The 25,062-nt window shown below is 32.4% G+C and carries 19 protein-coding genes and 1 pseudogene; 9 read left to right on the top strand and 11 right to left on the bottom strand.

The genetic code is table 11. The features are described from left to right. Positions 1-25 precede the first annotated feature (25 nt). Together LQ617_RS13440 and LQ617_RS13435 are read right to left on the bottom strand one after the other, a co-directional pair. Positions 26-964 carry an ABC transporter substrate-binding protein gene (locus LQ617_RS13440; RefSeq protein ID WP_159315968.1) on the bottom strand — a complete coding sequence of 313 codons (939 nt, stop codon included), beginning with the start codon at positions 962-964 and terminating at the stop codon, positions 26-28. A gap of 209 nt (positions 965-1,173) precedes the next feature. Beyond that, a pseudogene (locus tag LQ617_RS13435) lies at positions 1,174-2,524 on the bottom strand (amino acid permease). A gap of 242 nt (positions 2,525-2,766) precedes the next feature. Between LQ617_RS13435 and add the strand changes: the two are divergent. Next, entirely contained in the window at positions 2,767-3,744 is a 978-nt protein-coding gene (gene add / locus LQ617_RS13430) for an adenosine deaminase (protein ID WP_239740583.1), read from the top strand. Positions 3,745-5,046: 1,302 nt separating this feature from the next. On the opposite strand, the gene LQ617_RS13425 is transcribed toward add, so the two are convergent. Beyond that, the gene (locus tag LQ617_RS13425) at positions 5,047-5,676 is read right to left on the bottom strand and encodes an NDxxF motif lipoprotein (protein ID WP_239740582.1); all 630 of its coding nucleotides are present in this window, start codon (positions 5,674-5,676) and stop codon (positions 5,047-5,049) included. 173 nt (positions 5,677-5,849) lie between these two features. Between LQ617_RS13425 and bioB the strand changes: the two genes are divergently transcribed. Both bioB and LQ617_RS13415 read left to right on the top strand, forming a co-directional pair. Then, positions 5,850-6,812, top strand: a complete 963-nt coding sequence (gene bioB, locus LQ617_RS13420; RefSeq protein ID WP_239740581.1) for a biotin synthase BioB — start codon at positions 5,850-5,852, stop codon at positions 6,810-6,812. 148 nt (positions 6,813-6,960) lie between these two features. Beyond that, the gene (locus LQ617_RS13415) at positions 6,961-8,322 is read left to right on the top strand and encodes a CitMHS family transporter (protein WP_159315977.1); all 1,362 of its coding nucleotides are present in this window, start codon (positions 6,961-6,963) and stop codon (positions 8,320-8,322) included. Positions 8,323-8,990: 668 nt separating this feature from the next. Here LQ617_RS13415 and LQ617_RS13410 read toward each other — a convergent pair. The 3 genes from LQ617_RS13410 to LQ617_RS13400 all read right to left on the bottom strand — a co-directional run bounded on the left by LQ617_RS13410 (position 8,991) and on the right by LQ617_RS13400 (position 11,054). Then, positions 8,991-9,929, bottom strand: a complete 939-nt coding sequence (locus LQ617_RS13410) for a mechanosensitive ion channel (RefSeq protein ID WP_025907316.1) — start codon at positions 9,927-9,929, stop codon at positions 8,991-8,993. 197 nt (positions 9,930-10,126) lie between these two features. Further along, positions 10,127-10,612 (bottom strand): GNAT family N-acetyltransferase, encoded by a 486-nt coding sequence (locus tag LQ617_RS13405; RefSeq protein WP_239740580.1) that lies wholly within the window; start codon positions 10,610-10,612, stop codon positions 10,127-10,129. A gap of 112 nt (positions 10,613-10,724) precedes the next feature. Beyond that, positions 10,725-11,054, bottom strand: a complete 330-nt coding sequence (locus tag LQ617_RS13400; RefSeq protein WP_025907313.1) for a DUF4889 domain-containing protein — start codon at positions 11,052-11,054, stop codon at positions 10,725-10,727. A 190-nt stretch (positions 11,055-11,244) separates the two neighbouring features. Between LQ617_RS13400 and LQ617_RS13395 the strand changes: the two genes are divergently transcribed. From LQ617_RS13395 to LQ617_RS13380, 4 genes are all read left to right on the top strand, one after another. Further along, on the top strand, positions 11,245-12,135 hold the full coding sequence (locus LQ617_RS13395) for a fructose bisphosphate aldolase (RefSeq protein ID WP_037590178.1): 891 nt from the start codon (positions 11,245-11,247) through the stop codon (positions 12,133-12,135). Positions 12,136-12,529: 394 nt separating this feature from the next. Further along, complete coding sequence (locus tag LQ617_RS13390) at positions 12,530-13,834, top strand: MFS transporter (RefSeq protein WP_159315988.1); 1,305 nt, start codon at positions 12,530-12,532, stop codon at positions 13,832-13,834. A gap of 4 nt (positions 13,835-13,838) precedes the next feature. After that, entirely contained in the window at positions 13,839-15,263 is a 1,425-nt protein-coding gene (locus LQ617_RS13385) for a glycoside hydrolase family 32 protein (protein ID WP_239740579.1), read from the top strand. Between the two features lie 265 nt (positions 15,264-15,528). Beyond that, on the top strand, positions 15,529-16,506 hold the full coding sequence (locus tag LQ617_RS13380; RefSeq protein WP_204253295.1) for a LacI family DNA-binding transcriptional regulator: 978 nt from the start codon (positions 15,529-15,531) through the stop codon (positions 16,504-16,506). 84 nt (positions 16,507-16,590) lie between these two features. Here the strand turns inward: LQ617_RS13380 and LQ617_RS13375 are convergent, their stop codons facing one another. Further along, positions 16,591-18,042 (bottom strand): SulP family inorganic anion transporter, encoded by a 1,452-nt coding sequence (locus LQ617_RS13375; RefSeq protein ID WP_239740578.1) that lies wholly within the window; start codon positions 18,040-18,042, stop codon positions 16,591-16,593. Positions 18,043-18,136: 94 nt separating this feature from the next. Here LQ617_RS13375 and LQ617_RS13370 point away from each other — a divergent pair, with 94 nt between their 5' ends. Continuing rightward, positions 18,137-18,679, top strand: coding sequence for a recombinase family protein (locus LQ617_RS13370; RefSeq protein WP_239740577.1), 543 nt, complete (start codon positions 18,137-18,139; stop codon positions 18,677-18,679). A gap of 299 nt (positions 18,680-18,978) precedes the next feature. On the opposite strand, the gene betA is transcribed toward LQ617_RS13370, so the two are convergent. Both betA and betB read right to left on the bottom strand, forming a co-directional pair. Then, on the bottom strand, positions 18,979-20,661 hold the full coding sequence (gene betA / locus LQ617_RS13365; RefSeq protein WP_159315997.1) for a choline dehydrogenase: 1,683 nt from the start codon (positions 20,659-20,661) through the stop codon (positions 18,979-18,981). A 39-nt stretch (positions 20,662-20,700) separates the two neighbouring features. Further along, positions 20,701-22,191 (bottom strand): betaine-aldehyde dehydrogenase, encoded by a 1,491-nt coding sequence (betB, locus tag LQ617_RS13360; RefSeq protein WP_239740576.1) that lies wholly within the window; start codon positions 22,189-22,191, stop codon positions 20,701-20,703. Positions 22,192-22,399: 208 nt separating this feature from the next. On the opposite strand from betB, the gene cudC reads away from it, so the two are divergent. Further along, entirely contained in the window at positions 22,400-22,954 is a 555-nt protein-coding gene (cudC, locus tag LQ617_RS13355; protein WP_107565381.1) for a choline uptake/conversion transcriptional regulator CudC, read from the top strand. A gap of 306 nt (positions 22,955-23,260) precedes the next feature. Here cudC and cysC read toward each other — a convergent pair whose 3' ends face one another. Both cysC and sat read right to left on the bottom strand, forming a co-directional pair. After that, a complete protein-coding gene (gene cysC / locus LQ617_RS13350; RefSeq protein ID WP_239740575.1) occupies positions 23,261-23,860 on the bottom strand; it encodes an adenylyl-sulfate kinase in 600 nt (199 codons plus the stop codon). Positions 23,861-23,879: 19 nt separating this feature from the next. Next, a complete protein-coding gene (sat, locus tag LQ617_RS13345) occupies positions 23,880-25,058 on the bottom strand; it encodes a sulfate adenylyltransferase (protein WP_159316000.1) in 1,179 nt (392 codons plus the stop codon). Positions 25,059-25,062: the final 4 nt, after the last annotated feature.

The raw sequence follows: 25,062 nt of genomic DNA, 5'->3' as shown, positions 1-25,062 counted from the left end.
GTATGTACGTTCATTGTTCAAGTATTTATTTCTCTTCGTTATATTTTTCTAAATCTTTTATGATATAGTCATTTGCATTAATACCTCTGAATCTTGTCCAGAAGTCTCTATCTACTTGGTATATTTGACCTTTTTTATATGCTTTAAGATCTTTCCAAATTGCTTTTTCTTTCCAATCATCTGTTATTGGATGCTTTTTGTCAGTTGTAAAAATGATTTTATCTGGATTAATTTTAGATAAATTTTCTAGATTAATATCTTCATATGCATTTTTAGATTCTACAGCGTTGTCTAATCCCAATTTCGTTAATAGTTGACCAGCATAAGAAGTAGAAGTATGCGCTTGGAATGCATCTTCCCTCGCAACAGCTATCATCACTTTTTGACCTTCGTTTTCTTTTGTATCTATTTTATCTTTAGCTTTTTTAATTTTCGCATCTTGCTCTTCAAGTAATTGTTTCGCTTTATCTTCTTTACCTAAAGCTTTACCAATTGTTTTGAATGAGCCATTCACATCATCGTAGCTTGCTTCTCTACTTTTCAATACAAGTGTTGGTGCAATTTTCTTCAAGTCTTCACTTATTCCTTTATGACGTTGAACATCGGCTATAATCAAATCTGGTTTAAGCGAACTGATAGATTCTAAGTTTGGTTGTTTACGTGTACCAACTGATGTATATTTCACATCTTCACCATATAATTTTTTAATAATTTCTTTCTTATTATCATCCGCAATACCGACTGGTGTATTGCCAAGATTTTTAACTGCATCTGCAAAAGAATACTCTAACACGACAATGTTTTTAGGATTCTTTTTAACTTTTTGAGTACCTAATTCGTCTTTTATTTCTATTGTTTCAGATTTCTTAGCACCTGCTTCGCTACCTTTATTATTGCCACATGCTGCTAGAAACATTGCTGAAACAACTAATACTGCCATAAAAATTCTTGAATATTTATTCATGATGTCCTCCTATTAATTGATAACTGTTATCAATTGTATTATATTCATAAAATAATGTCTATAGTCAATTTTGAATATTTAATTTATAAATCCCTTTATTTAACTGTTATATAACAATTCATAGTTATAAAATAGATTTACTTTATTTTGATTCAGACTATAAAAAAATACATATACATTCAAAATGTACATGTATTTTTATTCATATATTATGGTTTTTTAATAAATGCGTATAAACTAATGATCGCAATAAATACAATCCCAATAATGACTGAGATTCTTGTTTCAGCGTTGAACAACATGCCAATAACAACTAATACAAGCATAATAATTGTGATTATAGTACTGACTGGTGCGAATGGCATCTTAAATGGATGATCTTTAATTTGTTCTCTCTTTCTAAAATTCATATGACTAATTAAAATAGCAAACCAAGGTACCATACCTGGAAGCACACCTGCACTGAACACATATACAAATATATTCGTATCTTTACCTAATATCAGAGGTAATACAATATCTAAGACGATACCGAAGAAGATACCAATTGATACTGCGATAACAGCTATATGTGGGACACCATTTTTATTCGTTCTATAGAATATTTGAGAAATTTGCTTTTGTTTAGATAACGTATAAAGTATACGACTCGTACTAAAAATACCAGAGTTACACCCTGACATTGCTGCTGTAATCACAACAAAGTTAATAATAGTTGCAGCTGCAGTGATACCTACTTTTGCAAATGTCGCAACAAACGGTGAACCAATTTGATTCACTTCATCCCATGGATAAACAGTTACAATAACGAAAATCGAACCGATATAGAAAATTAATATTCTCCATACAACACCGTTAATAGCTTTTACTATATTTTTCTGTGGATCTTTCGTTTCACCTGCAGTAATACCAATTAATTCAATACCAATATAAGAACCAAATACGATCGATAATGCAAAGAAGAAACCACTTAGACCACCTGTGAAGAAACCACCACGATCCCATAAATGACTGATTCCAATCGGATTAAAGTTATTACCTATTCCAAAAAGTATTAACCCTAACCCTGCAATAATCATTAATATAATCGTTACAACTTTTACAGCGGCAAACCAAAATTCAAATTCACCAAACCACTTAACAGAAACTAAGTTTGCAGAAAGCAATATAAGAACGACAGCTAAACCTGGTATCCATGAAGGTAAATCTGGCCACCAAAATTTAAAATACGAACCTACTGCTATAACTTCACTCATACCGACAATAATCCAGTTAAATGTACTACTTCCAGCGGTTACGAATGAAAATGACGGGTGAATATAATCATTTGCGAACTTAGCAAATGAACCCGTGTCTGGATAAACGTAAACCATTTCACCTAACGCTCTCATAATTAAAAATACAAATACACCTGCAATCGCATATGCTAATAACACGGATGGTCCTGTCCACTTAATCGTACTTGATGCCCCCCATAAATAAACCAACACCAATTGTGCCACCAATCGCAATCATTTGCATTTGTCTTGACGTTAACGCTCTTTTCAAATTATTATTCATGTCTGACCCTTCTTAATATGTATGTACTAAATTTTGAAACTGTAATTTTAAAAATATTCTATAAATATAGCATTTTTAATAATTCGAAACCAAGAATTTTCAGATAAAAAAATAATATTTTTATAAACTTTCTCACAAAATCTACACATTTGTGCTAAATACTACCAGATATTTCTGAATTTGTTTATAATATATAACTATATTTAAAAATCATACCAATAGATAAAGAAAGGATATTCCCAATGTCTACAATAAATGAAGTAGCAAAAACAGAGTTACACTGTCACCTAGACGGTTCTGTTAGCATCGAATTAATCCAGCAACTCGCACGAGAACAACATGTATCTATTAATTTAGAAGATATTCAAGTAGACCAAAATTGCGAAAGCTTAGATGACTACTTAAAATCTTTCGACACCATTTTAAAAGTTTTACAAACAAAAGATAGTTTAGAGAAAGCAGTTGTCGATGTCGCACAACAAGCACATCACGACAACATTAAATATATAGAAATACGATTTGCGCCACTTTTCCATACAGATAAAGGCTTAAACATTGAAAAAATTTTAGAAGCTGTTAACAACGGAGCAATCGAAGCTGAAGATACATATGATATTAAAGTCAATTTGCTAATTTGTGGCATGCGACATCACGACAACCAAACAAACATTGAACTATTTAAATCAGTAGATCAGTTAAATACAACCAATCGTCACATTGTAGGTTTTGATTTTGCAGGTCCTGAAGAAGCATTTCCTACAAAAGTCATACAGGAAGCCATTCAACATTCTACAGATTCTGGCCACCACTTAACATTGCATGCCGGTGAATGCGGATGTATACATAATATAATAGAAGGAATCGAACTCGGTGCACGAAGAATAGGACATGGCGTTGCTGCAATTCAAGACAATCAAGCATTATCATACATTAAACAAAACAACGCATTATTAGAAATTTGTCCAACGAGCAACTTACAAACAAAAGCAATTCAATCAGTAGAAGAACTTAATATTAGAAAGCTTATAGAACAAGGCATTCCATTTAATATTAATACAGATAATAGAACAGTTTCGAATACAAACTTAAACAAAGAATACCAACTCTTGTACAACCATCAGTTGTTATCTATAGCAGAAATGAAAGACATTAATATTAAAGCAATAGACCATGCATTTATATCAGACATTGAAAAAGAACAATTAAAGACGAAATATTAAAATATCCAAAAGGCTGAGACAGATTATACTGTCCCAGCCTTTTTGGTTTCTTGATTATTATTTATCCGATTCTTTTTTTATGAAATATTTATTCTCAATAATGTAGCCGATAAAGATAACAATACACCAGCCAAGCATATACAAAATATTTGGGCCACTATCACTTTGGTATGAACTGAAAATATATAGAATCATTAATACAAAGATTATTATGTTAATGATGAGCCTAAATACCATAAAATGCTTCAAATTTTTTGCTTCCTCTTGTCCCTTTAGCCAATCTCTAAACATCATGAAAATGATTAATACAGGAGATATACATATCAAAATTTGTTCAAGACTTAGGAATGTACCCAGTAACAAACATATGCCTATCAAGATAAAAATAAATATCAACGTTAATAACTCTCTATTTTTTATTAATCGTTTCATCATACAACCACCATCTTTCAAAATAACCTTTTAGCTTTTATCCAATTTCGTGTTCATATTGTTTTGTTTTATAAAATATTTATTTTCAATAATGTCAGTAATGAATAATACAATAAACCAACCAAAAATATATAATGGATTCGTAAATTGATTATTCATATACGTACTCAATATGTATAATGACATTATTACCAAAAATATTATCATTACAACTATTCTAAATATCATGAATTTCTTGAAATCCTTTGCTTTCTCTCGTCCTCTCAACCAATCTCTAAATAAAAGAAAAATAATAAAAATCGGAAAGATACATATAAGAATTTGTTCAGGATTTAGGAATAAACCTAATAATAAACTTAAGGCGATAATTAGAAATACAAATACCACCGTTAATAACTCTCTATTTTTAATTAATTGTTTCATCATACAACCACCATCTTTCAAAATAACCTTTTAGCTTTTATCCAAATTCGTGTTCATATTGTTTTGTTTAAGGAAATATTTATTTTCAATAATGTCAGCGATAAATGATATTATAAGCCATGCAAACAAGTATAAAGACTTTACGTCTTCTCGATAAATACTTAAAAAATATTGAACCAATAATACAACACCTATTAAGAGTATAATTAACCTATAGGTCATAAAATGTTGTATGTTCTTGGCTTTTTCTACACCTCTTAACCAATCACAAAATAGCACCAATAATATAAACAATGGAACCATGAAAACGAGCATTTTCGGAACTGACATAAATGAATATAGAAGTGCTCCAATTACAAAGATTAAAAACAAGCTTGCTCCTCTTATTAGTGTTTGATTCTCTAATAGTCGCTTCTGCATACAACCACCATCTTTCAAAATAACTTTTTACCTTTTAAACGCATTTGTCGTCACATTGATTTGTTTAAGGAATTTTTCTATTTTTGCTTGTTGTCTACCATTTACATTTTGACTATCTGGTACGATATCTTTTATATCTTTTGTTGAGATGGTACCTTTTTCTGCTTTATCTTCTATTTTTTGCACTTGTTGATCTAATTTTTTAATTGTTTGATTGTAACTTGTAAAGTACTGACTGATTCTATTTGTTTCTTTTTGATAGCCTTTTGGGAGTGTATTATTTTCTATATAATTTGAGAAGTTCTGGTCATTCTTTTCTAAAAGTTTTCTACCTTCTTCTAATTGATCTGCTTCTCTCTTCGTTAAAGGTTGTTCGTCCCATACTTTTTCTTCAATCTTTGTTGTCACTTTATAAATACTTTCACTTGTATCTAAATAACGTTGAATACTTTTATGTATTTCTGACTTTGATAATTTTTCATTTGTTAAATCAGATTCAAATACAACAGTAGGCAACTTAGCATTTTCATGTTTATTTGACTGCTGTTCTGAATTATTGTGCTCATTATCTTTACTTGCTGAACTTTCTTCGTTTCCACACCCTACAAGTAATAAAGCTAAAGTACTATATATAATGACTGATTTAAACCCCTTCATTTTATCTCCCCTATGTATAATTTAAACCTTTCAATATATATGCTATCACTAGTTCATTGTAATTTCTACCATATTTTAGCAATTAATCATTAATTGTTAACCTTAAAAATATTTAGGTTTACAATTAAGAATATTATTAGTATTCTATTAATAATTATAGAGGGGGAATTTTAATGACTTTAGGAAATAACGTAATCAATGGTCATCACTTAACATTTGATGAATCTTTAAAAATTTATCAAGATGAATCGATTGATACATTAACACTTGTTCAAGAAGCTTATAAAGTTCGACATCATTATTATGGTAAGAAAGTAAAACTGAATATGATTTTAAATGCCAAAAGTGGTATTTGCCCCGAAGACTGTGGTTATTGCGGACAATCAAGAGATGTTAAACAAAAATCTCAAAGATATGCACTGATTCCGGAGAATCAAATTGTTGAAGGTGCTAAAGTGGCTTCTGAAAATAAAATTGGAACTTACTGTATTGTTATGAGTGGTCGTGGCCCTAGTGATAAAGAGATTTCTCACATTACTGATTCTGTTGAACAAATTAAAAGAAATCATCCTCAACTTAAGATTTGTGCTTGTCTCGGATTAACAAATGAACAACAAGCAGAGTCCCTTAAAAACAGTGGTGTAGACCGATATAATCACAATATAAATACTAGTGCTAATTATCATGATGAAGTTGTGACAACACATAGTTTTGATGATCGTGTAAATACAATAAATATAATGAAGGAAAAGAATATTTCTCCATGTTCTGGCGTGATTTGTGGTATGGGTGAATCTGACGAAGATATTATCGATATGGCTTTTACATTGAATCAATTAGATGCTGATAGTATTCCAGTCAATTTCTTACATCCTATAAAAGGTACGAAATTTGGGAGTATGGATGACTTAACTCCTATGAAATGCATTAGAATTTTATGTATGTTTAGACTCATTAATCCTACGAAAGAAATACGTATTGCTGGTGGACGCGAAGTAAATTTAAGATCGCTTCAATCATTATCACTCATGATTGCGAATTCTATTTTTGTTGGAGACTATTTAATTACTGGTGGTCAACCAAATCAAATGGACTATGACATGATTCAAGATTTAGGATTTGAAATTGATTATTAAAGTATTATTAGAATTTTCAAATTATTATATTAATTTTTAATGTAAAATGATATAATAAACATATGCTTTCTATTACACTTTAATGTGTTGTAGAAAGCTTTTTAATTTTTAATAATGTAAGCGCTATATTAAACTGAGGGGGATAAAAATGGAAGAACCAAATACGCTGCTGACAATAGTTGGACTCGTTATTATTATTTCAATTGTCGCAATGTTAATTATGAAAAAAATTAGTCCAGTTGTAGGAATGATTTTAATACCTGTAATTGGCGCATTAGTTATTGGTCATGGATTTGGAGATATTCGAAAATATGTCGAATCCGGTATTGATCAAGTATTTAATGTCGCAATCATGTTTATTTTTGCGATTATCTATTTCGGTATTATCTCAGATAGTGGTTTATTCAGACCTTTTGTTAGAGGAATGATTAAATTAACACGAGGTAATATTATTATCGTAGCAATTGTCACAACGATTATCGGTACTTTTGCACAATTAGACGGTGCTGGTGCCACTACTTTCTTATTAGCAATTCCTGCTTTATTACCATTATACAGGGCACTAAAAATGAGCCCATACTTATTAGTACTACTTCTTGCATTAAGTGCAGCAATTATCAACATGGTACCTTGGGGCGGACCAATGGCAAGAACCGCTTCAGTTCTTAAAGTCGATAATATCAACGACTTATGGTATCAAGTTATACCTATTCAACTAGTCGGAATCGTACTCGCAATTCTATTCTCTATCTATTTAGGAATCCGCGAAAAAAGACGTATTGCTAAAGCTTTTCCTAATGAAGATGTTGTGAAAATCAATATGGATGAAATTATTGCAAACTATGAAAAAGACCAAGAAGAGAATGCTACTATTAAAGGTGAAGCTACTAAGCATACTTACATACTTTGGCTCAATTTAATACTTACAGTAATCGTCGTAGCTATGATGTTATTAGATATTGTTCCACCTGAATTTGCATTTATGCTCGGTGTCGCAATCGCGTTACCATTAAACTTTAGAGATGTCGACGAACAAATGGAGCGTATTCGAGCACATGCACCAAATGCCTTAATGATGGCAGCTGTTATATTAGCAGCCGGCGTCTTCCTAGGAATACTTAATGAAACAGGCATGTTAGAATCGATTGCATTATCGTTAATTGCTGTATTACCAACAGTTGTAGGACCATATTTACACATTATAATCGGTGTATTAGGTGTTCCTTTAGATTTATTAACAAGTACAGATGCTTATTATTTCGCTATCTTACCTATAGTAGAATCAACAGCCAGTCAATTTGGTGTTCCATCACAATCAACAGCCTTTTCACTTATGATAGGTAACGTAATTGGAACATTCGTCAGCCCATTCGCACCAGCAGTATGGTTAGCCGTTGGACTTGCAGAAATAAATATGGGTAGATATATCAAATACGCATTCTTCTGGGTTTGGGGCTTCTCCATCCTAATGCTATTTATCGCTATCTTGATGGGCATTGTGACGATATAGAAAGTGATTTTTGGAAGATGTGAGGATGTTTAGGGTTTAAGGAAAGACTTTGGTGGATCTTGTGAGTTTATTATGTCTTTAACTCGCATGTTTGGCTATCTCGTGAGTTTACTCTGCTTTTAACTCACATCTTTTGTGATCTTGTGAGTTTATTCTACCTTTAACTCACATCTTTTGCGATCTTGTGAGTTTATTACGCTTTTAACTCACATCTTTTGTGATCTTGTGAGTTTACTCAATCTTTAACTCACATCTTTGCCTATCTCGTGAGTTTATTCTACCTTTAACTCACATCTTTTGTGATCTTGTGAGTTTATTATGTCTTTAACTCACATCTTTCGCGATCTTGTGAGTTTATTATGTCTTTAACTCACATCTTTTGCTATCTCGTGAGTTTATTCTACCTTTAACTCACATCTTTTGCTATCTCGTGAGTTTATTATGTCTTTAACTCACATCTTTTGCTATCTCGTGAGTTTATTATGTCTTTAACTCACATCTTTTGCTATCTTGTGAGTTTACTCAATCTTTAACTCACATCTTTGCCTATCTCGTGAGTTTATTCTACCTTTAACTCACATGTTTTCATCACTTACCTTCACTCACTCATTATATATATTCACAAAAAAAGCTGAGACACGGATGTCTCAGCTTTTTCTAATCATCTTTTATTTGTCATTTGATTCAGCTTTACGTTCAATTTTTGATAATGTTTTTTCTGCAAATGACTTACCACCGATACCGAATGAGATAGCAAATGCTACTGCTACAGCACCTAAGATTAGTAAGAATGCTACATTAACAATGCTTTGAGCAAAGTTTAATTGATCTAATGTCATAAATACTGAAACGATGATTACTAAATATTTAACGATTTCAGATACAAATACGTTACCTGTAGATTTTTTAATTAATTTAGATAGTAAGTTACCACCAATGAAACCAATTAATAAGATAATTGCTGCTGAAATTACTAATGGTAAGTATCCAATAATTGCTTCACCAATTGTATTTAATACTTCTAAATTAACTGTATTTAATGATTCAACAACAAAGAATAAACCAATGATTGTTGAAATTACCCAGCCTGCAGCTGAAGGAATATCAATACTTTCTTTATTCTCACCAAAGTTTACATAGTGATTATATTTACTAACATTTAAATTTGTTAATAAGTTTTTAACTAATGTACCTAATACTTTTGCGATAAATAAACCAACAACTAATATAACAATCGCAACAATAATTCTAGGTAAGAAGTCTAATACACTACCCATCATATTCTTAATCGGAGTTGATACAGAAGTCATATTTAATGCATCAAACACTGATGGTAAGAATAATAAGAATATAATGAAGTAAGCTAATTTACCAAATGTCTGAATTAAACCTTCAGACCCTGATTTGCCACTTCCTGATTCAGTTAACCCCTTTTTCTCTAGCCATTTTTCAAAACCAACTGCGTTTAAACCTTTCACAATAACTGTTTTAACAATTACTGCAATTAACCAAGCGACAATTAATAAGATAATTGCACTAATTAAGTTTGGTATGAATGCTATAATGCTATCTAAAGCATTTAAGAATGAATCTGTTATTTTACTCATATTTAATTCCTCCTTTCTTGATATGTTACCCTAGTATAATAATACTAATCATATTTTTTAGAATAATTTTTGATTTGTTTAAAAATCTATTCTGAAAACCTAAATAAATTGAATAAGTAATTAATATTTCTAAAAAAATAAACGAGCCGATGATCAAACATCTGCCCGTTTCACGTAAAACACAATTCCCATATGTATCATATTCTTTTCATCATTCTTACTTCTTTTAATTCTTTACTAACTTCGCTTATTTCAGATTTACCATCTTTTTTAAAGCCATGTTTTTCATAAAATTTAATCGTAGGATGATTATCTTCAAAAACCCAAAGACTTAATTCATCATATTTATCCTTCATTTGTTCTTCCGCTTCTTGCATCAAATGTGTGCCTATTCCTTGGTGTTGATATGCTTCAAGTAAGTAAATGACCATAATTTCACCGCATGTATCACTTGTATCTTCATCTTTGTCTTTACCATACATTAGAAATCCAATCACTTCTCCATCAACCTCTGCAACAATACATGGCGCATTAAATTTATGGTGTCTTTCAATATATGACGCTAACGTTAATTGATCCAAATAGCTATCTGGAACAATTCCTCTATATGTCGTCAACCAAGACTCATAATGAACCTTAGCAATCGCTTCAACATCTGATTCTTGTTTATTTCTGATTAACATCACTTTAACCACCCACATTCTATAGAAGTTAAATGTAATTTTACTATATGTATCTATTAAATAAAATAGTAAAAGTCCGAGACATTAGCATTTGTCTCAGACTTTATATTTCTTACATTTCCATATCATGTATTTTCATCATTAAACCATGTGGTATGTCATCATGTTTTACGACTTCTTTTTTATAAAATGTTTTGCCGTTATCGTTTGAAATTAATTTTACAAAATCGCCTTTTTTAGGTTTGAAATCACTTGTTGATTCGATTTTGATATTTTCCGTAACTTCATTATTTTTCTCACTGACTACTTTTTCTGCAGTTGTACTATTCTCCATATACCCGTAGTATGTACTTTTTTGAGTTGAAAATAATAATAAAGCTGCGACTGCTAAAGCTACAATAGCTAAGCCACCTATTAATAATATTGCTGATTTTTTATTCATTGAGAATCCTCCCTAATGTACATCATAATGCGTATAAGCATTTTATGAAATAATCATGCGTCAATCTTCTTAAATTCGACATATTTATTGAGCATTTTCTCACTTAAAAATTCATTAAAAGTTGAATAACTTGCGATAAATGGTAAAAATCATCATACTATAAGTGAAAATATCTAAAGGAGTGGAAAAAATGAACCAAGAACAATTTGAAAAAATAAAAAATGGTAAAGGTTTTATAGCTGCACTAGATCAAAGTGGTGGTAGTACTCCAAAAGCTCTTAAAGATTATGGTATTGATGAAAATCAATACAGCAATGAAGATGAAATGTTTACACTTGTTCATGAAATGAGAACACGTATCGTAACATCTCCAGCCTTTACTTCTGAAAAAATATTAGGTGCAATTTTATTTGAACAAACAATGGACCGTGAAGTTGAAGGTCAATATACTTCTGACTACTTAGCTTCAAAAGGTATCGTTCCTTTCTTAAAAGTAGACAAAGGTTTAGCAGATGAAGAAAATGGCGTTCAGTTAATGAAAGTCATTCCTGGTTTAGATGAGTTATTACAACGTGCAAAAGAACGTAATGTATTTGGTACAAAAATGCGTTCAAATATTCTTGAAGCAAATCAAGAAGCTATTGCTAAAGTTGTAGAACAACAATTTGAAATTGGTAAACAAATTATCGAAGCAGGATTAGTTCCAATTATCGAACCAGAAGTGAACATTAATGCTAAAGATAAAGAAGAAATTGAAGATATCTTAAAAGAAGAAATCGCGAAAGAATTAGATAAATTAAACGACGATCAATACGTTATGTTGAAATTAACAATTCCAACAAAACCAAACCAATATAAATCATTAATCGAACACCCTAACGTTGTTCGTGTCGTTGCATTATCAGGCGGTTACTCAAGAGAAAAAGCAAATGAATTACTTAAAGAAAATGACGGACTTATCGCAAGTTTCTCACGTGCATTAGTAACTGACCTATTCGCTGGACAATCAGCAGAAGAATTTAATAGCGGACTACAAGACGCAGTAGATTCAATCTATGACGCATCAGTCAATAAAAATTAATAACATAACAAAAGGCTTGGACAATTTATTAGTGTCCGAGCCTTTTTTGTATTGGGGTTAAATAAAGTTTCTCAGTCTTCCTGCACCTTCATACTTTCTTATTTCCATCTTCCAAATATTTATCGCGCACTTTTAATACATATATTTCAATCTCTTTCTGTTCTTCAAGCTCTATTTTTTGCACTCATTTTATACACCTCAACTTCAGAGTATTTAAAATTAATTTGCTTTAAGTATTCATGTTTAATCGCACCTTTAACATCAGCTGAGTATCTAATAAAGAATTAAATACTTTTTTAAAAAAGATATTATTTTTATGTCAACCGGTTGACATACTAAAAGTTTAGCTATAAAATCACATTAAGAAAGCCCTTACATTAAGGAGGTTATTCAATTGGGATTCGGAAATTCAATTAAAACATTTAAAAATCAGTCATACTTGCAGTCATCATTTACATTACTGTTATTCTTTGCGTCATGGTCAATTTGGTGGTCTTTCTTCCAAATTTGGTTAACGTCTGAGAAAAATGGTTTAGGCTTATCGGGAAGTGAAGTTGGTACGATTTATTCTGCCAATTCTCTAACTACATTAATTTTGATGTTTTTATACGGCATCATACAAGATAAACTCGCTATTAAAAGAACGTTATTAGTATTTTGTGCCTCACTGTCTACACTAGTTGGTCCATTTTTCATTTGGATCTATGCACCATTAATTCAAAATAATTTTATGGTTGGTATCTTTGTAGGTTCTATCTTTTTATCAGCTGGATTCTTAGCAGCTGCTGGTATTTATGAAGCTGTGTCAGAAAGATTTAGCCGATATTTTGACTTTAAATACGGACAAGCTCGTGCTTGGGGGTCATTTGGATATGCAGTTTCAGCTCTAATAGCAGGATTCTTATTCGTTAAAAATCCTGAATATAATTTTTGGGTTGGTTCAGTGATTGGCTTATTACTATTATTAAATCTTATTTTTATAAAACCTAAAGTCGAAGACAAAGCTAAACACGAAATTACAAATGATAATACAGATGCATCAATTCCTAGTTTCAAAGAAATGATCGCATTATTAAAATTACCTCATCTATGGGTAATTGTTATCTTTATCATGTTTTCATGGTCATTCTACACAATTTATGATCAACAAATGTTTCCAGACTTTTATACTAAATTATTCGAAACACCTGAAGCTGGTCAACAAATGTACGGTACGTTAAATTCCGTACAAGTATTTTTTGAAGCATTAATGATGAGTATTATACCTATTGTTATGTATAAACTTGGTGTCAAAAACACTTTAATGTTAGGTATTTGTTTCATGGTAGCAAGAATCGGTCTTAGTGGTTTACTAGAACACCCTATTTCAGTTTCAATGATAAAAATGATGCATGCAATTGAGGTGCCATTATTTATGCTACCTATGTTTAGATATATAACGTTACACTTTAATCCGAAATTATCAGCAACTCTATATATGATAGGCTTCCAAATTGCAGCACAGATTGGACAAGTTATTTTATCAACACCACTTGGAAATTTACGAGATCATATTGGATATGGTGATACATTCCTAATTATTTCAGGTATTGCACTGGTAGCTGGTATCTTTGCGATATTCACATTCAAAAAAGACGATGAAGATGTAAATGGTGATCCTTTCATTCGTCAAAAAGATATAAAAGAAAAAGGAGCATAATATTATGACTAATCATCAAATTGAAGTTACTAATGAACGATATAGACTAGGTTATCACGTAATGGCAAAATCAGGTTGGATTAATGACCCAAATGGATTTTGTTACTTTAAAGGATATTATCATATTTTCTATCAGCATCATCCATACAGCGCAGACTGGGGACCAATGCATTGGGGGCATGCAAGAAGTAAAGATTTAGTACACTGGGAAGATTTACCTATCGCTTTAACACCTGGCTCAAAAGAAGATAAGGACGGTTGTTTCTCTGGTAGTGCAATCGTTAAAGACGATACTTTATATTTATTCTATACCGGCCACCACTATTATGGTGATAATGATCCAGAACATTTTTGGCAAAATCAAAACATGGCATATAGTACAGATGGTGTAAATTTCACTAAATACGAACATAACCCTGTCATTGCTTCTGAACCTGATGATAACACGCATCACTTTAGAGATCCTAAAGTTTGGGAAGATAACGGCAAATATTATATGATACTCGGTAGTCAAGAAAAAGATGGTTTAGGAAGAGTTATATTATATCAATCATCTAATTTAAAAGAATGGGATTATATAGATGCTATAGCTAAGTCGGAGTCATTAGAAGATGAAGGTTTTATGTGGGAATGCCCTGACCTATTTTCATTGAGTCAAAAAGACATCCTTCTCTGTTCACCTCAAGGTATAAAAGAAACAGATAAGAAATATTTAAATCTATTTCAGACTGGATATTTTTTAGGACATTTAAATGATGATAAAAATCTTTTCACACGTGAACAATTTAAAGAATTAGACTACGGGCATGATTTTTACGCTGCTCAAACTACTTTGGCACCAGATGGTAGACGCATACTCATCGGTTGGATGGCAATGTGGGAAAGTCCTATGCCTGAGAAAGATGACGGATGGGCAGGCGCTCTAACGATACCTAGAGAGCTAACATTAGAAAATAGTCACTTATACATGAAACCAATTGAGGAATTAAAAGATTTAAGAACACATTCAATAGATACTGCAAGTATCACTTTAAAAGAACCCGAATTAATTGCCAGCAAGTCATCTCATATAGAAGTGAATATTGAGCATCAATTTGAACATACTCAAGAAACGATCACTAAATTCGAATTAAAAGACAATCATAATAATTTATTATCTCTTGAATATAATGTAAATAATAATGAATTATCATTATATAGAACAGATAAAGATGACTATAGGTATGCCACTATTCAAAATCATCAAGACTTAAAACTACAAATATTTATTGATAAAAGTTCTATCGAAATATTTATTAATGATGGTGAAGCAATATTTACTGAACGTTACTACACTGAAGATGATATACAAGTATGGATTAGCTCTACTGAAAATGTTCCAACAAACTATCAAATTTATCAATTAAATAATGAAGCTATTCAATATTAAAATGACTGAGGGACTGGGACATAATGTAATGTCTCAGTCTTTTTTATCATCTTGGCAGTAGCTGACTGAATTGAAAATGCGCTTTTACCAAGCTTTTTTCAACTCTAGTCATCCTTGCAGGGGCGGGACTACGAAATCTTTTTATACAAATTAGATTTCTGTCCCGCTCCCTCTTTTACATTAGTGATAACAAATATTTATTCAAACTATGTATGTTTGCTATAATTATTGCTAAGGTTAAATATTGGATTGAGAGGGATTATAAATGAAACCTAAATTAGATGATGTTGCAAAATTGGCAAATGTATCAAAAACAACTGTTTCAAGAGTACTAAACAAGCGTGGCTATTTAAGTCAAGAAACAATCGATAAAGTGTATGACGCAATGGCAAAATTAAATTATCAGCCAAATACCGTAGCTCGCCAACTTTATAACAAGAAAACTCAAATAATAGGTTTGATATTCCCTACTGTCACTAATCCTTTTTTCGGAGAGCTCGTTGAAGAATTAGAAAAGAAACTTTATTTACAAGGTTATAAAGTCATTATCGGGAATTCAATGAACGATCCTGAAAAAGAAACTAATTATTTAAACCAACTTTTATCTAATCAGGTAGATGGCCTTATTGTCGGTACGCACAATCAAGATATTGAACAATATAAAAACGACAACTTACCTATTGTTGCAATTGACCAAATTATGAATGAAGATATTCCGATAATAGAATCTGATAACTATTTGGGCGGACAACTCGCAACCGAAAGATTAATTAATAAAGGTGCAAAAAAAATCATCCACACATCTGGTCCAGATTATCTCAATTCACCAACCCATAGACGTCGAATCGCCTATGAAGATAAGATGAGAGAACATGGTTTAAATCCAATAAGTTATTCAGTTGATTTCAATATACCTTACGAAGATAAAATTCAAATTTTCAATCGTATATTTAAGGAACACCCTGATCTCGAAGGTATCTTTGCATCAAACGACCTAGATGCCGCTCTTATTATGAACATAGCAAAAAATTATAATAAAAAAATACCTGAAGATTTATTACTCGTTGGTTACGATGGGACAAAAATCATGCGTACTGTATTCTCAGAACTTACAACGATTATTCAACCAATCGATCAAATATCAACGAAAGCAATAGAAGTATTAAATGACAGAATGGAAAACAAAGACACTTTAAAAGAATATATCTTCCCTGTTACTATTTGGGAAGGCGGTACATGTTAAGTTTAACCAAAATAATTTATATAATAAAAAACCAGTATAAATCCATTTTACGGTGAATTTATACTGGTTTATTTTATTATTTTCTTATGTTAAATGTGTTTCATTGAGCTGACTTAATTCGGAAATAATTTTTCTGCTATCTGTATTTAATTGTTTAACAAATACTGTATTGTTTTTATCTTCGAATTTTTTTACCATTGAATCGATTGCATTGACTGCTGAGTCATCCCATAAATGTGCGTGTGTAAAGTCTAATTCAATCTGACTATTTTCAATAGAAAAGTCTAGCTGATTCATCATTGAATCTATTGAAACAAAGAATATTTGTCCGGTGAATGCATATTTATAAAAATGATTTTCTATTGTTTGATGAACATGAACATTCGATATTTTAGTAGCAAAGAATAAAGAACTAAATATAACACCGACAATAACGCCTATAGCTAAGTTATGTGTAAACAACACGATGACCACTGTCAAAATCATAACGACAGCGTCTGTTCTTGGCGCTTGCTTAACGTACTTAAATGATTGCCAATCAAATGTACTAATAGATACCATCACCATAATACCCGCTAAAATTGGCATAGGGATTTGTACAACTACATCTCCTAATAATAGGATGAGAATGATTAAGAAGACACCCGCCGTAAATGTTGATAATCTACTCGTTGCACCTGATTTTACATTGATGACAGATTGACCAATCATAGCACAGCCACCCATTCCTCCAAATAGACCTGTGATGATATTGGCAATACCTTGACCTCTAGATTCTTTATTTTTATTACTATGAGAATCTGTTGCTTCATCGACAATTTTAGCCGTTAATAAACTTTCTACTAATCCTACAATTGCCATTGATAAAGAATACGGCAAAATGATAGTTAATGTCTCTAAGTTAAAAGGTACTTGTGGTATTAAGAAATTCGGAAATGCTCTTGTTATCGTACCTAAATCGCCAACTGTTCTTACATTAGAACCTGTTACCATATATAGCGTTGTTAATAAAATAATTGCGATAAGCGGTGCAGGAATTGCTTTGAAATATTTTGGTACAATATAAACAATGAGTAATGTAATAGCTATATAAATATATGTACTTATTGAAATACCAAATATATGCTCAAGTTGAGACATAAAAATCATAATTGCTAAGGCATTTACAAATCCAATCATGACTGACCTTGGTATAAACTTCATGAGTCTACCAATTTTGAGAATTCCTAATAATAACTGTATAATACCCATGAGTATCGTTGCTGCAAATAAATAATCGACACCGTGTTCTCTAACTAAAGGTGTTACAATAAGCGCAATAGCTCCTGCAGCTCCAGATATCATAGCAGGTCTACCACCTACTATTGAAGTTGTCGTAGCAATAATAAAAGCAGCGTACAATCCTACCATTGGATCTACACCTGCAATTATAGAAAATGCAATGGCTTCAGGAATAAGTGCTAGCGCTACAACAATACCAGCTAGTAAATTTTTCCCTGGATTAGAAAGCCATTCTTCTATATAAGATTTAAACATTATACATACTCCTATTTTATATATTTTCAATAGTGCTATTATAAACAAAAGAGTTTCATATGTATACATTTATGAAACTATTGAGGTGAAATTTATGAATTATGGTTATATTAGACCAATCGAATTATATGATACAATCGCTGAACAACTTTCAAAGTTAAGCAAATTTTCGTTAACAATTATTGAAGAATCTCATGCACAAACTGAAATCAGAAAAGAATTAAATACATTATTTTATAGTAAATTACAAAGCGGGGATAAATTATACATAACTGATTTATGTATTCTTGCAGATACTTCATACCAATTAGAAGAACTCATTACAATTGCCCAGGAAATCAATGTGGACATTCATATAATTAATGCTCAAATAACAATTAGTCAGCATGAGCAAATGAATTTTAACAAATTTTTAAGTCTACTTAATCAGTTTCAAAGCGATATGATTAAATTCAGAACTAAGTCAGGTATCGCAAAAGCCAAAACAGCAGGTAAGACTATCGGAAGACCGAAGCGAAATGATCTTAATTTAAAAAACGCCATCGAGATGTACCATTCTAAGAAATATACTTTAGAAGAAATTAAAGAAGCGACAAACATTAGCAGAGCAACATTATATAGACACTTAAATAAATAACAATTAGGGACAGAATTCTTGGAAATGTCCCTTAGAGGTGCTGTTAGGGACACAATTCGGAATAATGTCCCTTAGACACACTGTTAGGGACACAATTCTGAGTAATGTCCCTTAGACACCCATCTCTTATTACCACTATTCAGAATTATGGTCGTTAGCGCGTTCTTATTACCATTATTCAGAATTATGGTCGTTAGCGCGTTCTTATTACCACTTTTCAGAATTATGGTAGTTAGCGCATCCCCATATAACAACTAAAGGCTGAGACAATTTCTGTCTCAGCCTTCTTTCTTCTCCTATTATTTCACAACGCCTGCGTCTTTAGGGTGGACGCCGTGTTTATAGTAATCTATTTCTTCTGGTTCTAATGGTTTTTTACCACGAATGATGTCTGCTGCTTTTTCTGCTAGCATCAATACTGGTGCGTGGATATTACCGTTTGTTGTACGTGGCATTGCTGATGCATCGACTACTCTCAAGTTCTCCATACCGTGTACTTTCATTGTTAATGGGTCAACTACAGCCATTGGATCTGATGCTGGTCCCATTTTTGCACTACATGATGGGTGAAGTGCAGTTTCTGCATCTTTTTTAACCCACTCTAAAATTTCTTCATCTGTTTGTACTGAAGGTCCTGGAGATATTTCTCCATCGTTGTATGGTGCTAGAGCTGGTTGTTTCAAGATGTTTCTTGCAACTCTAATTGCTTCTACCCATTCTTGTTCGTCTTCTTTTGTAGATAAATAATTAAAGACAAATTTAGGTTTTTCAAATGGATCTTTAGATTTAATCTTCAAGCTACCTCTAGAGTTAGAATACATTGGTCCGATATGTACTTGGAAACCATGTTTCGTATCTGCTTTTTGTCCATCATAACGTACTGCTAATGGTAAGAAGTGGAACATTAAGTTTGGATAATCAACTTTATCATTAGATCTTACAAATCCGCCACCTTCAAAGTGGTTACTTGCTGCTGGTCCTTTTCTACCGAAGATCCATTGTAATCCGATAAAAGGCATTCTAAATTTATTTAAACTTGGCTGCTCAGATACTGGTTTAGAAGATGCATGTTGTACATATACTTCTAAGTGGTCTTCAAAGTTTTCACCTACACCTGGCAAGTGAACACGTGTCTCTATACCTAATGAATTTAAATGTTCAGAGTCACCAATTCCAGAAAGTTGAAGTAATTGTGGCGTATTGAACGCACCACCTGATAGAATAACTTCTCCTGCAGCAACTGTATGTGTCTTACCATTTTTCTTGAATGTTACACCAGTTGCTCGTCTACCTTCATAATTGATTTCTGTAACAAAAGCTCTTGTTTGAACAGTTAAATTCTTACGTTTCATAGCTGGTCTTAAATAAGCAATTGATGCTGAAACACGTCGACCATTATGAATTTGGCTATCAAATGGTCCAAATCCTTCTTGTCTAAATCCATTTACATCAGGTGTCTTATTGTATCCAGCTTGAACACCCGCTTCAAAGAAAGCTTGGAATAATGGGTTTGTTGCTGGTCCTCTTCTCAATTTAATTGGTCCATTGTGACCACGATATTGATCTGATTTATCTGCTCCAAAAGTTTTTTCTAATCGCTTAAAGTATGGTAAACAATTCGCAAACTTCCACGTTTCCATGCCTTCAGGTTCTCCCCAACCTTCATAGTCCATTGGGTTACCTCGTTGATAAATCATACCATTGATTGAACTTGAACCACCAAGTACTTTACCTCTTGTATGTGCTACTTTTCTACCGCCCATATGAGGTTCGCCATCTGTTTCATATTTCCAGTCATAGAAACGATTACCCGATGGATACATTAGTGCTGCTGGCATTTGAATTAATAAATCCCATGGATAGTCACTTCTACCCGCTTCTAATACTAATACGGTCTTATCTTTATCTTCACTTAAACGATTACCTAATACAGATCCGGCACTTCCGCCTCCAATAATTATATAATCATAAGATTGCTTCATCTCAAAATCCTCCTATATACTCGTTCTTCTTTGTTGTATTTATTTACTAAACCAATTCACTGGCTCAGGTTGAATATTTGTATAAATATGTTTAGAAATTAAATATTCTTCTAATCCTTCTTTACCTAACTCTCTACCAATACCAGATTGTTTATATCCACCCCATGGTGCTTGTGCAAAATATGGATGGAAGTCATTAATCCAAACTGTACCCATTTTCAATTTATTAGCCACACGATTTGCTTTAGCGATATCTTGTGTAAATACGCCGCCTGCGAGTCCATAAATAGAATCATTCGCTAATTCAATCGCTTCTTGTTCATTAGAGAATCCTTCAATTGTTACGACAGGTCCAAATACTTCTTCTTGTACAATTCTCATAGATGTATCACAGTTTGTAATGACAGTTGGTTCAAAGAAGAAACCGTCTTGTAAGTCTGCTCTGTCTGGTCGTTTACCACCTGCAGCAATTGTCGTACCTTCTTCTTTCGCAACTTCTATATATTTTTCAACTTTATCGCGGTGTTCTCCTGAAATTAACGGTCCCATCTCAGTTTTTTCATCAAAACCATTACCGATTTTAATTTTATTAACACGTTCAACTAAAGCTTTTTCAAATTTATCTTTAATATCGTTATGGACGATAATTCGTGATCCAGCTGAACAAACTTGACCGGCATGGAAATAGCCACCATTTAATGCTTGATCAATCGCTAAATCAAAATCTGCATCATCGAAAATAATATTCGGATTCTTGCCACCTAGTTCTAATGCAATATTCGTTACATTGTCTGCTGCACGTTTCATAATATGCTTACCTGTTTGAATACCACCTGTAAATGAAACGAGATCGACTTCTTTATGAGATGCTAATACTTCACCAACTTCAGAACCTTTACCTAGTACAAGATTAATGACACCGTTAGGAAATCCAACTTGTTCCATTAATTCAAATACACGAATTGTTGTTAATGGCGTAATTTCACTTGGTTTCATAACTAACGAACAACCTGTTACAAGAGCAGGTGCTATTTTCCATGAAGCTTGAAGTAACGGATAATTCCACGGCGTAATTTGCGTTACAACGCCTACAGGTTCTTTTACTAATTTACTTTCTGAATGAGGTATTGGGGAATCAATAATTTCACCACCATCATGTCCTGCTAAACCTGCAAAATACATAAATACATTATGAATATCATCCATATCTGCATATGATTCTTCTAATGTCTTACCAGTATCTAATGTTTCAAGTTCCGCTAGTTCTTCTTTATGTTCTTTAATTAAATCTGCAATTTCTCTAACTTTACGACTTCTATTTTCAGTCGTCTCACCTGACCATTCACCAGCTTCAAATGACTGTCTAGCTGCTAAAATTGCTTTTTCAGCATCTTCTTCTGTACCTTCTGCTACTGAAATCACAACTTCTTGATTATATGGATTCACAATGTCGCGAGTCGCTTTATTAGAAGCTTCTACCCACTCACCATTTATAAATTGACGTCTAGATAAATGCTCTATATATCCCATTCAAAATACCTCCGTTAACTTTGTTAAATTTTTATTTAACGAACTTTACAGATTTTATGTTAGCATAGAATTATGAAAGGCGTCAAATTTCCAAAGTCCATTTATGATTTGTTTTTAATAGGTATTTCAAATAGACAAGTAATGGAAAAGCAACTACAATGTAAAAGGATTCATGGTACAATTAAGGTAACTATTGGAGGTGTATGTAGTGGTACGTTCAGATAACTACAAAAAACAACTAGACCAAGCTAAAGACATCGTGATTAACGGTATTGGAGAAACGATGGATTTATATGGTATTAATCGAAGTGTTGGAAATTTATACGGGACGATGGTATTTGAAGGTAGTATGACACTAGATGAAATGCGTGAACAACTTCAAATGAGCAAACCAAGCATGAGTGCTGGTGTTAAGAAACTACAAGAATTTGATATCGTCAAACAACAATTTACAAGAGGAAGTAGAAAACAACATTTCATCGCTGAAAAAGACTTCTTTATCTTCTTTAATAACTTTTTCTCAAGAAAATGGGATCGAGAAATTTCTATTAATATGGATTCTGTTAAAGACGCAGAAATCTTGCTACAAAAAATCATAGACGCAGATGATGTCGATGAAGAAACTAAAGAAGAAGCAATCACCATTCATACACAATTAGAAGAATCAAAAGTATATTATGAATGGTTAGCAAATATCAGTAACGCTATTAAAACTGGAGAGATATATAAATATTTCCCAATACCAAGTCAAGAAGACAAATAAGTAAAAGCGCGAGGTAGCAATGCATACCCCGCGCTTTTGCTATTTTTGTTGGCACCAGTATTTGCACCTTTGACCAGAACTGCTAATAACGGTATCAGTATTTGCACCTTTGGGCAAAACTGCTTGTAACGGCTACTTTATTTACAAAACTCTTAAAAATTGTAAATACTGACACCCTTATGAACACTTCTCACCAAACTTGTTCGTAACAACACCCTTATGAACACTTCTCACCAAACTTGTTCATAAGCGCCATACCACAATACAAAAAGCTCACAACACTAGCCAGCGTTGTGAGCTTCTTCTTTATAAATATTGATTTTCTTTTAAGTATGCAACGATTTTCTCTACAGATTCTTCTACACTTTCGTTTTCTGTATCGATGACTATTTCAGGGTTTGATGGTTCTTCATATGGTGCATTAATACCAGTGAATTCTTTGATTTCACCGCTTCTTGCTTTCTTATACAGTCCTTTTGGATCTCTTGCTTCACACTCGTCTAAACTACATTTAGTGAAGACTTCGATGAATTCACCGTCTTCAAGTATTTCTCTAACTGTATTACGGTCTTCTTCATATGGTGAGATGAATGCTGTCATTGTAACAACACCAGCATCTACCATTAATTTACCGACTTCACCGATACGACGGATATTTTCTTTTCGATCTTCTGGACTGAATCCAAGGTTTTGGTTTAATCCATGACGAATGTTATCTCCATCTAAACGATATGACGTGATATTTTGTTCAAATAATGCTTTTTCTAATGCTACAGATATTGTTGATTTACCTGATCCTGATAAACCAGTAAACCAAATTACAACACTTTTATGACCGTTACGTTCTTGTCTTTGTGCTTTTGTTACTTCAGAATCATGCCATGTAATATTTGTTGACGCGCTCATTATTCCACTCCTAAAGAAATTAATTTTGTCTTAAACCTTTAATTAATACTTCTGCTACTTCTGGTCTTGAGAATTCTTTTGGTAATTGTTCACCGTTACGAAGTTTCTCTCTCACTTTTGTTCCACTTAAATGAACATGATTTGATTTGTCATGAGGACATGTCTTAGCTGTTGTCATGTTGTCACAAACTGTACAGAAGAATGCATGTTCAAATTTAAAGATTTGAATACCTATTTCATCTTCATATTGTGAAATTAATTCTTGTGCGTCATATGTACCATAGTAGTCACCTACACCTGCATGGTCACGACCGACGATAAAGTGTGTACAGCCATAATTCTTACGTACTAATGCATGTAAAATGGCTTCACGTGGGCCAGCATATCTCATTGCTGCTGGATAAATCACAAGACGTGTTCTTTCTTCAGGATAATAATGTTTCAAGATAACTTGATAACTTTCCATTCTTATTTCAGCTGAAATATCATCAGACTTCGTTTCACCAACTAAAGGATTTAATAATAATCCATCCACTGATTCAAGCGCTATTTTTTGAATATATTCATGCGCACGATGAACTGGGTTTCTCGTTTGGAAACCTACAACTGTTTTCCATCCTAATTCTTTAAATAATTCACGTGTTTCACTTGGATCTAAATGGAAATCACTAAATTCATCATGTTTTGGTCGATCAACTAATTGAATTGGACCAGCTAAATAAACATTACCTTTTTCATATACACGTTTCACACCTGGGTGATCCACATCAGTTGTTCCGTATACATTTTGAGCTTCTTTAGCTTTATCATACGTATATTTCTCTTCAAGCTTTAACACACCATATAAATGATTGTCTTCTCCATATAAAGCGATGTCTGAACCTATTTCATAGTTGTTTGCTTCTTCTTCAGTAACCGGTAATGTAATTGGAATACTCCATACAAGTCCGTTTTCTAGACGTAGATTTTCAACGACACTGATATAATCTTTCTCACCTAAAAATCCTGTCAGTGGACTGAAACCACCAATTGCAATTAATTCTAAATCGGATAGACTCCAAGGATTTAATGTTAATTTAGGATATGATTGTGCCGCTTCAATAAGTTCTGCTCTTTCTTGACCTGTTACTTGGCGATTAATTAATTCTCCACCATGAGCTTCGATTGTTTCTTTAGTCTTTTGAGTTGCTGATACCATCAAT

The sequence above is a fragment of the Mammaliicoccus sp. P-M59 genome, assembly GCF_022386135.1.
GTDB classification, from domain to species: domain Bacteria; phylum Bacillota; class Bacilli; order Staphylococcales; family Staphylococcaceae; genus Mammaliicoccus; species Mammaliicoccus sciuri_A.
The sequence above is the reverse complement of the archived record's forward strand: the minus strand, read 5'-3'. Positions and strand labels throughout refer to the sequence as shown.